Below are 12,022 nucleotides of genomic sequence, written 5' to 3' on the forward strand. Positions count from 1 at the left end.
CCGGCCCTCCCGTTGACCAAGCTCACGAGAAACGTATCGATAGCACGGACGTTCCTTCCGGCAGGCGCGGCTTCCGCCATGGAGCGAGCCGCGTCCGGCGATGGCAAAGGAAGTCACGTGAATGGCGCGCGTTCTGATCGGAACCTCCGGCTGGCACTACGCCTCCTGGCGCGGTCCGTTCTTTCCTGAAGGCGTGAGGCTGAAGGATCAGCTTCGCTACTATGCCGGGCAATTCGAGACGACGGAGCTGAACGGCGTGTTCTACCGCACGCCGACGCCCGAAGCCGTCGAGGCCTGGCGCGCGCAGACCGGGCGCGATTTCGTCTTCGCCTGGAAGGCGTCCAAATTCATCACGCACTGGAAGCGCCTGTCCGATCGCTCGGTGAACAGCCTCGAGCTGCTGGAGGACCGCATCTCGCGGCTCGGCGGCAAGGTCGGGCCGATCCTGTTCCAGCTGCCGCCGCAATTCGAGGCGAATGCCGACCGGCTTGCGTCCTTCTTCAAGCTGCTGTCCAGGAAGCGGCGCTACAGCTTCGAATTCCGCCATCCGAGCTGGTACCAACCGCGCATCCTGCGGATGCTCGCTGACGAAAACATCTCGCTGTGTCTGTCCGACCATCATGATGCGCCGGCGCCGTGGAGGCGCACGGCGGATTTCGTCTATGTGCGCGGACACGGGCCGGGCGGGCGCTATCACGGGCACTACAGCAAGGCCGCGCTGGCGCAATGGGCCCGCCGCATCAAGTCGTGGAAGCGGCAGGACTGCGACGTCTACGTCTATTTCGACAACGACCAGAAGAGCGCGGCGCCCGCCGATGCCAAGGCGTTGAAACAATTGCTAGGGTAAGCCCGTGGCTCCCCCGGCTCCGTTGCGCTAGGATCAAGGCTGGTTCGAGCCAGCGAGATCCGGATGAACCGGCGCGAATTCGTCTCAAGGTTGACGGCCGCAGCCGCGTTTGCGGGCGTGGCGCCTTTGGCTGAAGGCGCGGAAGGCCGGCGGGTCGCGCTTGTCATCGGCAACGGCGCGTACAGGAACGTGCCCGCGCTGCCCAATCCGCCGAACGATGCGAGCGACATCGCCGCGGCGCTGAAGCGACTTGGCTTCGCTGTCTCCCTCGCCACAAACGCCAGTTTCGATGCCATGCGCCGCGGCCTGATCGCGTTGGGACGCGACGCCGCCGGCGCCGACATGGCGGCGGTTTATTTCGCCGGCCATGGCATGGAGATCAATGGCGAGAACTGGCTGATCCCTGTTGACGCAGAGCTGAAGCGGGATACGGACGCGGCGAACGAAGCCGTCAACCTGCAAAGCGTGATGTTGCAGGTGTCGAGCACCACGAGCCTTGGTCTCGTCATCCTCGACGCCTGCCGCAACAATCCGTTTGCCGCCAAGATGAGTAGATCGATCGCCACGCGTGCGGCCACCACGAGCGGGCTCGGCCGCATCGAGCCCGTCGGTAACGTTCTCGTCGCCTATGCCGCACGCGACGGTACCACGGCGCTCGACGGCGATGCGCGCAACAGCCCGTTTGCCGCGGCACTCCTGCGCAACATCGAGGTGCCCGGCGTCGAGGTGACATTCATGTTCCGCAACGTCCGCGACGACGTCATGGAGGCGACCCGCAACGAGCAGCAGCCGTTCGTCTACGGCTCGCTGTCGCGCAAGGCGATCTACCTCGCCGGCCGGCCGCCCGCCGGCGCCGAAGGCGCGGCGCCGCCGAGCCCACTTCCGGCCGCCGTCTCCCCTGCTCCACCACCCACGCCGGCATCGCCAACGATCGACCCCGCGCTGGTCGGCACCTGGGAGATCATGGTGCCGAGCAGCCGCGGGCAGTCGCGCTGGATCTGGCAGATCATGGGCGACGGCACCTACAGATTCCACGCCGAGCCGCAGCGCTCGGCGCGTTCGCATGAAGGCACGATCACCGCCGCGAACGGCCGCTGGACCCTGCACGCAAGCAGGGGCCTGTCAGGCTACAGTGACGGCGGCGCCTACGAGATCCGCGATGCGCTGGCGGTGATCACGGGCAAGCTCGGCACCGGCGCCTGGAAGCGCAGCGCCGACTAAAGCGCGATGAGATTAGGATGACGCGCCACAGCAGGGGGTCCTCGTTTGCGGAGACACCCTCTCCCCAACCCTCTCCCGCAAGCGGGAGAGGGAGCGTATCTCCCATGGTGCTTCAGACACGGCTGGACCGATCAGGCGGCAACGTCCTGCTGCCAGCCGCCGTGGAGCTCGCTGATCAGCTTCTCCTCCCGCGCGATCCGGCGCCGGTAGAGCTCGCGCTCCGTCTCGGTTTTCGCGCCGGCCAACAGCAGGCGATAATGCCCTATGACCTTCTCGCTGCCGCGGATCAGCAGGGTTCGGACGTCCGTCATGGCGCGCCCCCCGCGTTCTCAGACACGGTGGCGCCCTTCGGCCAGGTGAGTTCGACAGGGAACGCGTTGGAGGCGAGCGCCGCGAGGGCCGTCTGTTCCTCCGAGAGCCGCCGTTCGATGAACTGGCGCTCAAGGTCCGACAGCCGCGTCTTCAGCAGGCGTCGATAGCGGGAGACGTTGTTTCGGTGCGCGCGAATGCGGGCCAGATCTTCATCGAGCATCATCGTCGGCTCCTGACGGTCTTTCACAATCCTTTTCGGTTGTCGGGTGCTGGAAGAGCAGCCTTCCGGCGGGAAAAAATATTCGCGCTTCTCACGCTGTCAAGACGCACCCTTGCCGCTCCCTGCTCGCCGGAACGACCGGCCGGCCGCGCCTTCAAAAAAATTTTCGTCAACCTCTTGCAACGACTTCACTCCGCCCTAAGTCGTTTTTCGCCGCGAGAGCGGTGTGCCGGATGCCCGATCGGGTCCGGCGCGGGCGCCGGGCCCGGGGTCTTCGGACCCGTTCCGATTCCCTGTCTTGCGCTCCTTCGTATCCATCTTGCTCTTTGGAGGACTTGGTTATGAGGACCACCTTTGACTTCGCGCCCCTGTGGCGCTCCACCATCGGCTTCGACCATCTGGCCGACCTCGTCGACAGCACGCTTCGCCAGGCGGGCGAGGACAACTATCCCCCCTACAACATCGAGCGCTCCGGCGAAGACCAATACCGGATCACGCTTGCCGTGGCGGGCTTCGGCGTCAACGACATCACCGTGACCGCCGAGCAGAACGCGCTCGCGATAGAGGGCAGAAAGCCCGACGGCGCCTCGCGCGAATATCTCTATCAGGGTATTGCGGCGCGCCCCTTCCGCCGTGTCTTCAACCTCGCCGACTACGTCCAGGTCAAGCAGGCCGCCTTCCAGGACGGACTGTTGATCATCGATCTGCTGCGCGAGATTCCGGAGGCCATGAAGCCGCGGCGCATCCCGATCGCAGGCGCCCTGTCACCGCAGATCGAGAAGAAGGCGGCCTAGACGCGCCGAGCGCGTTCGCGCCTTGCCAGCAACCGCATCGGCGGATTGCGACCTCATCGCCATCCGCCGACTGGACAACCATTCCCTTCGAAAGGGGTGTAGAGGGAGACGACCGATGACTAATGCCAATACGACTGCCGGCGGTCTCGACCCGCTGTTTCATCCTGCCGCACATTATTCATCTCCGGACGCCGTTCTCGACGACCGCAAGCTCTCAACACCGGAGAAGCGGATCATATTGTCGTCCTGGGCCTCGGACATGTACGCCGTCGAATCCCAACCTGCACTGCGCGAGCTTCCCGGCATGGATCATCCGGTCCGGCTTGCGGACATTCTCGCCGCACTGCGCAAGCTCGATGACGACGACGACCCGCCGCCCGGTGGCGGCGTCCCGATGCGGCTGCGGCGGCCCTGGAAGCGGACTTGGGCCGCCGCGACAGAGCCTTATCCGTGATCGTTCAGCAAGATCCGTGATTGGTTTCGGCTAGATGATCCCGCCTTGCCGGAGCGCTGCGATCGCAGCCTTGTCATAGCCGAGCTCGGCCAAAACGAGATCGGTATGCTCGCCGAGCGTCGGCGGACGGCTCGCGATTGCGCCTGGTGTTTCCGACAGGCGGACCGCGGCGCGGGCGACCGGGGCCTGTTTCGGCAGACCCGGATAATCGACGTCCTGCAGGAAGCCCGCGGCGCGGATGTGCGGATGATCCAGCGCCTGTTGCGGGCTCAGCACCGGCCCGGTCGGGATCATCGCCTCACCCAACGCGTCGATCGCCTCCTGCGTGGTGCGCATCGCGCACCAGCGCGCCATCCGCTCGCTGATGACAGGCCCGTTATTGCCGCGGCTGATGTCGTCGGCAAAGCGCGGATCGTTCAGCCAAAGCTCCTCCTCGCCCATTAGCCTCGCCCAGCGCTTGAACAGCGGCTGGCCGGTGACCTGGCACAGCACCCAGCCGTCCTTGGCGCGGTAGATGTCGGCGGGCGCGGCGGTCTGGCCGAGATTGCCTGATGGCACGCGGTTGACGTTGATGACGGCCTGCTCGATCAGCGTGGCATTGGTGAAGGACAAGGCGGTTGCGAGCAGCGCCCCCTCGACGATTTGCCCGCGTCCGGACTTGCCGCGCTCGATCAGCGCGGCAAGCGTGCCAAAGGCGCAATGCAATGCGGTGCCGAAATCGACCCAGTTCACCGCGGCGCGATAAGGCGGATCGCCCGCGCCAGTCATATAGACCGAGCCCGACATGACCTGCCCGACACCGTCGAAGCCGACCCGATCGGACCACGGCCCCGGCCCGCCGAACGCGGTCGCCGTGGTCAGGATGATGTCGGGCTTGATCGCCTTGAGCGAATCGTAATCGAGCTTCATCGCGCGCAGCGTCTGCGGCGGCAGATTGGCGACGACGACGTCCGCGGTCGCAATCAGCCGGCGCATCACCTCCTGCCCTTCAGCCTTCATCGGATCGAGCGTGATGCACTTCTTGTTGCGGTTGACCTGGAGGAACAGCGCGCCCTCGCCGTTTTCGCCGACCGGCGCGACGAAGCGATCCTCGCTGCCGTCGCGCTTCTCCACGCGGATGACCTCGGCGCCGAATTCGGCCAGCAAGGTCGCGCAGTAGGGCCCTGCGATATAGCGCCCGAAATCGAGGACGCGCACGCCCGCCAAAACTCCTCCCATCGATCCCTTCCCTTATCTTTATGTTCTCGCAGCTTACAGGGACTGGCTGCCACGGCAAGGCGGCGACGGGCATGCTGCCTTACGCCGAAGATGTGATCGGCGACCCGTTTCGGCTGGCGGAAATTCTGCTCTAGAATGAGCTGCCCGTCCCCCGAAGCGAGAAGCGCCCGGCCATGCCGCAACAATTCGACCGATCCGCAGAAGATCTCGGCAACGCGATCCATTTCGAGCACGTCAACATCCAGGTCCCCGACCAGCGCCTCGCCACGCTGTTCTACGTCACCGGGCTCGGGCTCACCCGCGATCCCTATCTGATGGTGTCCGACACCAACATGTGGATCAATGCCGGACGCAGCCAGTTTCATCTGCCAAGCGGCAAGGCGCAGGTCCTGCGCGGCCATACCGGGCTGGTGATCGAGGGCCGCGAGGCGCTGCTGACGCGCCTGGCATCGGTTGCGAAGAAGCTCGAAGGCACCGCGTTCGCGTTCACCGAGCACAATGATCACATCGAGGCGATCTGTCCGTGGGGCAATCGAATGCGCTGCTACGAGCCGGATGCGGCGCGCTTCGGCCGCGTCGCGCTCGGCATTCCCTATGTCGAGTTCGACGTGCCCGTGGGCACCGCGAAGGCGATCTGCGCGTTCTATCCCGAGATCATGGGCATGCCCGCCAGCTTGCGGAACGGCGACGGCACTGTTGCCGCCGTGCAGACCGGCCGTGACCAGCATCTGCTGTTTCGCGAGACCGACCGGCCGCAGGGCGGCTATGACGGCCACCATGTGCAGATGTACATCACCGACTTCTCCGGCCCCTACCGCAAGCTGCTGGCGCGCGACCTGATTTCGCGCGAGGACAACCAGTACCAGTACCGGTTCTGCGACATCGTCGACCTCGACAGCGGCAAGCACCTGTTCACGGTCGAGCACGAGGTGCGCTCGGCGACCCACCCGATGTTCATGCGCCCGATGGTCAACCGCAACCCGGCGGTGAACAACCGCAATTATGCCTACGGACACGATCAGACGTCATGGGCGATGGGACTGGATCAATACGAGGGGTAGAGGGCGTGCCGGCTGGCCTCGATGATTTCGAGACGCATTTGGAAAAAGCACGACGCTCGCGGGCCGTGCTCTTTGAACGATCGAAAGAGCTGCTATCTTGTCGCAGCGCAAATGCAGCATAGGCTCGTGGCCGCCGTGCCGGACAGCCACAGCCCGGAGACATCGCGATGAAGAAGTGCGTCTATTGGGCCGCGGCGGCGGTCTGTCTCGCCGCCTCCAGCTCCGGAGCTGAGGCTCGCTCGGCTTATGACGGCGCCTGGGATCTCGTCTTCGTAACCCAGCGCGGTGAATGCGATGCGAGCTACAGTTTCTCCGTCAACATCACCGACGGGATCGTGACGCATCCGAACCTGGTCCGGTTCAGGGGCTACGTCGCAAGATCCGGGGCGGTTCGCGCCTCGGTCGCCGTTCAGGACAAATTTGCCTCAGGCAGCGGCCGGCTTTCGGGTAACGCCGGCCAGGGACGGTGGAGCGGTTATTCCGGGACCGCGCGTTGCTCCGGATATTGGACTGCACGGCGAAACTGATCGTCGGCCCTGCCGAGAGGATTCGGAGCAGCACAGCGCGGCGGACGAGACTTTCTAAGCACGACATGGAAAGCCGCTATCCCGGTCGAGCGCCAAGGGGATCCGTTCATGGACACGCCGACCTCCGACAAGGACAGTCAGGCCAAGGACATTCAAGCCAAGCCTGACGCGCCAGGCGACGATCACAAGCCGGGCCCGCGCAGCACGACGCGCACGCCTGCCATCATCGTCGCCATCGTGGCAGCCGTCGTCGCCGGGCTGTCGATCTTCTATCTGCTGCGGCCGGAGCCGCTGCTGGTCCAGGGCGAGGTCGATGCGACCCGGCTGGACATCGCGGCGCGCGTCGACGGCCGGGTCAAGGAAATCCCCGTCCAGCGCGGCCAGAACGTTGCTGCGCAGGCGGTGCTGGTGCGGATCGACAATCCGGAGACGATCGCGAAGCACGACCAGATGAAGGCGGCCAAGGCCGTCGCCGACGCCCAGCTCGCCAACATCATGGTCGGAACGCGCGTCGAAACCATCACCGCGCGCAAGGCCGAGATGGAGCGCGCGCAAGCGGCCGTGGTGCTGGCGCAGAAGACATTCGACCGCACGCGGACCCTGACCGAGCAGGGCAACGCGCCGCAGGCCCGCCTCGACCAGGTCACCGACGCCCTGCACGAAAGCGAGCGCGCGGTCGATCAGGCCAAATCGGCCTATGAGCAGGCCGTCAACGGCTACACCAAGGAAGAACGGGCGATCGCGAAGGCCAATGTCGAGAAGGCCGATGCCGACATCCAGAGCGTCCAGTCGATCATCGATCAGCTCGTGGTCTACGCGCCGGTCGCCTCCCAGATCTACCAGCGCAATGTCGAGCCGGGCGAATATGTGTCGCCGGGCGTGCCGCTGGTCACGCTGATCGACCTCGGCGATGTCTGGGTTCACTTCGACCTGCGCGAGGATCTGGTCAAGAGCCTCAAGGTCGGCGATCGTTTCGACGTCCGCATTCCCGCGCTCGACGACCGCAGCGTCACCGTCGAGGTCAAGCTGATCGCGACCAAGGGCGAATATGCCAGCTGGCGCGCCACGCGCGCCTCGGGCGATTTCGACCTGCGCACGTTCTCGATCCGCGCCTATCCCGTGAAGCCGGTGCCTGAGCTGCGGCCCGGGATGAGCGCCTATCTCGACTGGCGGTCGCGGCAATGACGTTTGCCACAAAGCCCGGGTTCTGGCTGGTCGCGCGGCGCGAATGCCGCTGGCTGTTTCATGACCGGGTTGCGCTGCTGCTGATCTTCGGCGTGCCGCTGTTCGCATTCGTGGTGCTGACCACCGTCTTCAGCCATCCGGTCATTCGCGGCCTCGGGGTCACGGTCGTCGACGAGGACAAGTCGGATGCTTCGCGCGCCCTCGTGGAGTATGTCGCGGCGTCGCCGAGCCTGAGGATCGTAGACCGATCCGGCACGCTGTCCACGGCCGTCGAGGACATCCGCTCGGGCAAGTCGATCTCGGCGGTCTTTATCCCGCCGGATTTCGAGCGCGACCTGAAGGCGGCGCGCCGCCCGCAGGTCGTCGGATTCTACAACCAGCAGTTCTTGACGCCTTCCGGCATCGCCTCCTCGGGACTCAGCGACTCGCTCTCCGCCGCGGCGGCCGTGGCCGCGCCAGCCAGCCGCGCGGCGCCCGCGCCATCGTCTTTGGGAACGCTCAAGGCGGAGACCATGGCGCTGGTCAATCCGCAGAAGAACTATGCGCAGTTTCTACTGCGCGCGCTGCTGCCGACCATCATCCATGTGGTGATCACGCTGGCCGCCGGCTATTCCGTCGGCTCCGAATTCCGCCGCAGGGACGCGCGAACCTGGCTCGCAAGCGCCGGCGGCGATCCGCTCGTCGCGCTGGCCGGCAAGCTCGCGCCGCTGTTCTGCATCTTCTTCCTGGTGATGCTGGCCGAGCCGCTGTTCCTGGAGGGCGTGCTGGATATTCCGTTCAGGGGCGACCTGCCGTTGATGATCGCCGCGGCCTCGCTGCTGATCATCGCCTATCTGTCAATCGGCGCCCTGCTCCAGCTTCTGGTCGGCGATCTCGCCACCGGCCTCGGGCTTGCGGGTCTCATCGCCTCCCCCGCATTCGGCTATGCCGGCGTCGGCTTTCCCACCATCGCCATGAATAGCTTTGCGCAAGTCTGGAGCGCGATCCTGCCGCTGCGCTGGTACATGGCCGTTCTGCTCGGGCAAGCGGCACGCGGATTGCCGGTCGCCGATTCCGCGATTCCCTTCGCGGCGCTGGCGGGCCTGGCGCTGCTCTTTGCCGGCCTTGCGCTGCTGCGCATGGCGAGCCTCACGCGCCGAGGCTGGTTTGCAGCCGCGCGGCCGGCCGAGCCCGCCGAGGCCAGCGAGGCGCCGCGCGGCGTCGGCGGCGCCTTCATTGCGGAGTGGCGGCGGGTGCTGGGCACGCGGAGCGCCTTCAGCCTGCTGTTTCTCGCGCCTCTCGTCTACGGCATCTATTATCCGCAACCCTATCTGAACCAGATCCTTCGCAAGCTTCCGATCGCCGTCGTCGACAATGATCTCAGCGATCTCAGCCGCCGGATCGTCGAGACGCTGGATGCGAGCGGCGCATTGAGCGTCACGGTTCGCGCCCGGACGCTTGCCGAAGCGCGCAGCGCGATCGATCGCGGACAGGCCTTCGCCGCCGTCGAGATTCCGCCCAACACCGAGCGCGACGTGCTCAAGGGCATCACCGCGCACATCCCGGTCTACGCCGATGCGACCTATCTGTTCATCTTCCGAACGAGCGCGAGCGGGATCGCCACCGCCGTCGGCGCGCTGACGTCCGAGCTCGTCTCGCGCGGCGCGCGCGCCGATGGCAGCCTCGTCAAGGCGAAGCTTGCGAGTTCGAGCCCGGCCGACGTCCTGCTGCAGCCGATCTTCAACCCGGTGGGCGGCTATGCGAGCTACATTGTTCCGGCAGCGTTCATCCTGATTCTGCAGCAGACCCTCTTGATCGGCGCGGCGATGCTGACCGGCACGGCGCTCGCGGCCGGAGGCGGAGCCTTTGCCGGCGTGCTCGGTCGCGGCATCGCCCATCTGACCGTCTATCTTCCCGCGCTCGCGCTCTATGTCGTCGTGCTGCCGCGCATCTACGGTTTTTCGACGCTCGGCCATCTCCCGCAGATCCTCGCGCTCGGAACCGTCTTCCTGCTGGCGACGAGCTTCATGGGACAGGCGGTCGGCGCCTGGTTCACGCGGCCGGAGAATCCGACGATCCTGCTGCTGGCGACCAGCCTGCCGCAGTTCTTCATGGCCGGCTTTGCCTGGCCGCGCGAAGCGATTCCGGACGTGGCGCTCGCGTTCGGACGGATTTTCCCGGCGGACTCGGCGATCGACGGCCTCGTGCGCATCAATCAGATGGGCGCCAGCATCTGGGAGGTCGCGCATGACTGGCGCGTGCTGTGGAGCCTGGCGATCGGCTATTTCTTGCTCGCGGTGATCTCGGCATTTGCCTTCAGGAGAGGACAGCGACATGCGCAACCTTAGAGCTGCCGCCTTCCTCGCAATTCCGCTCGCCCTCGTCGCGGCCGCACTGATCTATGCCACGCGTCACTCCGAACTTCCCGCGGCCATCGTCGGCATCGTGCGCGCGACCGAGGTCAGGGTGGAGCCGGAGGTGAGCGGTCAGCTCGCCGCGATCGCGGTCGAGAAAGGCGCCCATGTGAAGGCGGGCGACGTGGTGGCGCGGCTGTCGGCGGTGGAGCTGACGGCGCAGGCGGACCAGGCGCGTGCCGCGCTCGCCTCCGCCGTCGCCAACCGCAACAACGTCTATGCCGGCGTGCGCCGCGAACAGGTCGAATCCCTGAAGGCCGCCATCGCCAAGGCGCGCGCCCGCCTCGACTATGTGGAGGCCCAGCTCACCCGCACCAGCACGCTCGCGCGGCAGAGCTTCGAAACGCAGCAGGCGCTCGACCAGGCCCAGAACGACGTCGCGGCCGCGCGCGCCGACGTCGCGGAGGCCCAGGCCAATTACGATGCGGCGGTGGCTGGTCCGACACGCGAGGAGCGCGCCATTGCCGATACGCAGGTGCAGGCCGCCGCCGCGGCCGTCACCGTGCTCGAACGCCGTCTCGACAAGATGGTGCTGCGCGCTCCCGCCGACGGCACGGTCAGCGTCATCGCCGCGGAGGTCGGCGAGAACGTCCGCGCCGGCCAGCCGATCCTGATGGTCGCGGCCGCGGGCCGGCAATGGCTCTCATTCAACGTGCGCGAAGATCATCTCGGCCGGGTCGCAATGGGGAGCACGGTGAACGTGGCGCGGACCGGGAGCAACGCCGCGACGACGGCGGTCGTGACCGAGCTGCGGCCGCTGGGCGTGTTCGCCACCTGGCAGGCCGAACGGGTCATCGGCGATCACGACCGCAACACGCTGCGCCTGCGCCTCGATCCCGCGCGCGAGACGGCGGACCTCGAACCAGGCATGACGGTCTGGATCGCGCGTTGACGGCACGCGCTTGCGTCCCCTGCCAGAGCCTCACGATGCGAGACCCGCGCGATAGGCGTCGCCCTGCATCTCCTCCTCGCTCCGTCTCTGCAATACTTTCCTTGGCCTGACGGCCTATTTCTCCGGCGCGGTACTGTCCGCTCAGCGGGACAACATGCGCGCCATGACGCGATCTCGATAATACATCAGATGAACAAGGGCGGCGGCTACGTGTGCACCGACCAAAATCAAAAGAAACCACTCAGTAGCCTGGTGCAGACCATCGATCGCTTTGCCTGCTGCCGGATTGTTGGAGAAGAGCATCGGAAACGGAAACAAGTAGAAGAAGGAGATCGACCAGCCACGGAATGAAGCGAACAGCCAACCGGTGACAGTCGTCAGCAGCACCATCAAGTACAGCATCCAGTGCAGGACCTCGGAAGTCACCTTCTGCCACCCTGGCAACGAGCTCTCGGGCGCGACTGGATGAGTGAGGCGCCACGCCAAACGCAGCACGATAAGGATCAGCAAGACCAATCCGATCGAAACGTGCAGGGTCATACCCACGCCGGGCTGCATGCCACGATGGATATCCGGCATCAGCCAACCGACGGGATATTGGATGAGCAGAAGGGCGACGATGGTCCAATGAAGGACCTTCGCGGTGGTCCCATAGTTCAGTTGAGGCAGCATCGATTCTTTTCTCGGTTCAAGATTGAACGGTGCGGCCGACGCGTTGGCCACGGGCCTGATGAACCCTTCGCAATGGCCGGTTCCGAGCAGCAGATAGACCAACCCGGAATGCGCGTTGAGCGTTTCGCAAACCACCCGCACTTCCCGCGGAACCGCAATATATCATCTGTCTCGCGCCTGGCCTTGATCAGGCTCAATGCATGCTTTCGCGCCGAGGTGCAAAATA

The 12,022-nt window shown here is 65.7% G+C and carries 13 protein-coding genes; 9 read left to right on the top strand and 4 right to left on the bottom strand.

Annotated features, from left to right (window positions below; genetic code table 11):
• Positions 1–121 precede the first annotated feature (121 nt).
• Positions 122–847 (top strand): DUF72 domain-containing protein, encoded by a 726-nt coding sequence (locus QA642_RS35610; protein WP_283081073.1) that lies wholly within the window; start codon positions 122–124, stop codon positions 845–847.
• A 63-nt stretch (positions 848–910) separates the two neighbouring features.
• Positions 911–2,068: a caspase family protein gene (locus tag QA642_RS35615; RefSeq protein WP_283081074.1), complete on the top strand. Its 1,158-nt coding sequence runs from the start codon at positions 911–913 to the stop codon at positions 2,066–2,068.
• A gap of 131 nt (positions 2,069–2,199) precedes the next feature.
• Here QA642_RS35615 and QA642_RS35620 read toward each other — a convergent pair whose 3' ends face one another.
• Complete coding sequence (locus tag QA642_RS35620) at positions 2,200–2,379, bottom strand: hypothetical protein (protein WP_283081075.1); 180 nt, start codon at positions 2,377–2,379, stop codon at positions 2,200–2,202.
• Entirely contained in the window at positions 2,376–2,600 is a 225-nt protein-coding gene (locus tag QA642_RS35625; protein ID WP_283087044.1) for a hypothetical protein, read from the bottom strand. The genes QA642_RS35620 and QA642_RS35625 overlap by 4 nt, the downstream gene beginning before the upstream one ends.
• Positions 2,601–2,941: 341 nt before the next feature.
• On the opposite strand from QA642_RS35625, the gene QA642_RS35630 reads away from it, so the two are divergent.
• Together QA642_RS35630 and QA642_RS35635 are read left to right on the top strand one after the other, a co-directional pair.
• Positions 2,942–3,394 (top strand): Hsp20 family protein, encoded by a 453-nt coding sequence (locus QA642_RS35630; protein WP_283081076.1) that lies wholly within the window; start codon positions 2,942–2,944, stop codon positions 3,392–3,394.
• A 115-nt stretch (positions 3,395–3,509) separates the two neighbouring features.
• Positions 3,510–3,848, top strand: a complete 339-nt coding sequence (locus QA642_RS35635) for a hypothetical protein (protein WP_283081077.1) — start codon at positions 3,510–3,512, stop codon at positions 3,846–3,848.
• A gap of 30 nt (positions 3,849–3,878) precedes the next feature.
• Here QA642_RS35635 and QA642_RS35640 read toward each other — a convergent pair whose 3' ends face one another.
• Entirely contained in the window at positions 3,879–5,066 is a 1,188-nt protein-coding gene (locus QA642_RS35640; protein WP_283081078.1) for a CoA transferase, read from the bottom strand.
• 173 nt (positions 5,067–5,239) lie between these two features.
• On the opposite strand from QA642_RS35640, the gene QA642_RS35645 reads away from it, so the two are divergent.
• From QA642_RS35645 to QA642_RS35665, 5 genes are all read left to right on the top strand, one after another.
• Positions 5,240–6,127, top strand: coding sequence for a hypothetical protein (locus QA642_RS35645; protein WP_283081079.1), 888 nt, complete (start codon positions 5,240–5,242; stop codon positions 6,125–6,127).
• Positions 6,128–6,294: 167 nt separating this feature from the next.
• Complete coding sequence (locus QA642_RS35650; RefSeq protein ID WP_283081080.1) at positions 6,295–6,654, top strand: hypothetical protein; 360 nt, start codon at positions 6,295–6,297, stop codon at positions 6,652–6,654.
• 108 nt (positions 6,655–6,762) lie between these two features.
• A complete protein-coding gene (locus QA642_RS35655) occupies positions 6,763–7,839 on the top strand; it encodes an efflux RND transporter periplasmic adaptor subunit (protein WP_283081081.1) in 1,077 nt (358 codons plus the stop codon).
• Positions 7,836–10,166, top strand: a complete 2,331-nt coding sequence (locus tag QA642_RS35660) for an ABC transporter permease (protein WP_283081082.1) — start codon at positions 7,836–7,838, stop codon at positions 10,164–10,166. The genes QA642_RS35655 and QA642_RS35660 overlap by 4 nt, the downstream gene beginning before the upstream one ends.
• The gene (locus QA642_RS35665) at positions 10,153–11,124 is read left to right on the top strand and encodes an HlyD family efflux transporter periplasmic adaptor subunit (protein ID WP_283081083.1); all 972 of its coding nucleotides are present in this window, start codon (positions 10,153–10,155) and stop codon (positions 11,122–11,124) included. The genes QA642_RS35660 and QA642_RS35665 overlap by 14 nt, the downstream gene beginning before the upstream one ends.
• A 141-nt stretch (positions 11,125–11,265) precedes the next feature.
• On the opposite strand, the gene QA642_RS35670 is transcribed toward QA642_RS35665, so the two are convergent.
• On the bottom strand, positions 11,266–11,796 hold the full coding sequence (locus tag QA642_RS35670; protein WP_283087045.1) for a cytochrome b/b6 domain-containing protein: 531 nt from the start codon (positions 11,794–11,796) through the stop codon (positions 11,266–11,268).
• Positions 11,797–12,022 lie beyond the last annotated feature (226 nt).

Origin of the sequence: Bradyrhizobium sp. CB2312 (assembly GCF_029714425.1) — a bacterium.
In the GTDB taxonomy this organism is placed as follows: domain Bacteria; phylum Pseudomonadota; class Alphaproteobacteria; order Rhizobiales; family Xanthobacteraceae; genus Bradyrhizobium.

Coding starts and splice junctions, on each gene's coding strand:
- QA642_RS35615 (WP_283081074.1), top strand. CDS start 911: ATGAACCGGCGCGAATTCGTCTCAAGGTTGACGGCCGCAGCCGCGTTT.
- QA642_RS35655 (WP_283081081.1), top strand. CDS start 6,763: ATGGACACGCCGACCTCCGACAAGGACAGTCAGGCCAAGGACATTCAA.
- QA642_RS35635 (WP_283081077.1), top strand. CDS start 3,510: ATGACTAATGCCAATACGACTGCCGGCGGTCTCGACCCGCTGTTTCAT.
- QA642_RS35625 (WP_283087044.1), bottom strand. CDS start 2,600: ATGCTCGATGAAGATCTGGCCCGCATTCGCGCGCACCGAAACAACGTC.
- QA642_RS35660 (WP_283081082.1), top strand. CDS start 7,836: ATGACGTTTGCCACAAAGCCCGGGTTCTGGCTGGTCGCGCGGCGCGAA.
- QA642_RS35670 (WP_283087045.1), bottom strand. CDS start 11,796: ATGCTGCCTCAACTGAACTATGGGACCACCGCGAAGGTCCTTCATTGG.
- QA642_RS35630 (WP_283081076.1), top strand. CDS start 2,942: ATGAGGACCACCTTTGACTTCGCGCCCCTGTGGCGCTCCACCATCGGC.
- QA642_RS35640 (WP_283081078.1), bottom strand. CDS start 5,066: ATGGGAGGAGTTTTGGCGGGCGTGCGCGTCCTCGATTTCGGGCGCTAT.
- QA642_RS35620 (WP_283081075.1), bottom strand. CDS start 2,379: ATGACGGACGTCCGAACCCTGCTGATCCGCGGCAGCGAGAAGGTCATA.
- QA642_RS35645 (WP_283081079.1), top strand. CDS start 5,240: ATGCCGCAACAATTCGACCGATCCGCAGAAGATCTCGGCAACGCGATC.
- QA642_RS35650 (WP_283081080.1), top strand. CDS start 6,295: ATGAAGAAGTGCGTCTATTGGGCCGCGGCGGCGGTCTGTCTCGCCGCC.
- QA642_RS35610 (WP_283081073.1), top strand. CDS start 122: ATGGCGCGCGTTCTGATCGGAACCTCCGGCTGGCACTACGCCTCCTGG.
- QA642_RS35665 (WP_283081083.1), top strand. CDS start 10,153: ATGCGCAACCTTAGAGCTGCCGCCTTCCTCGCAATTCCGCTCGCCCTC.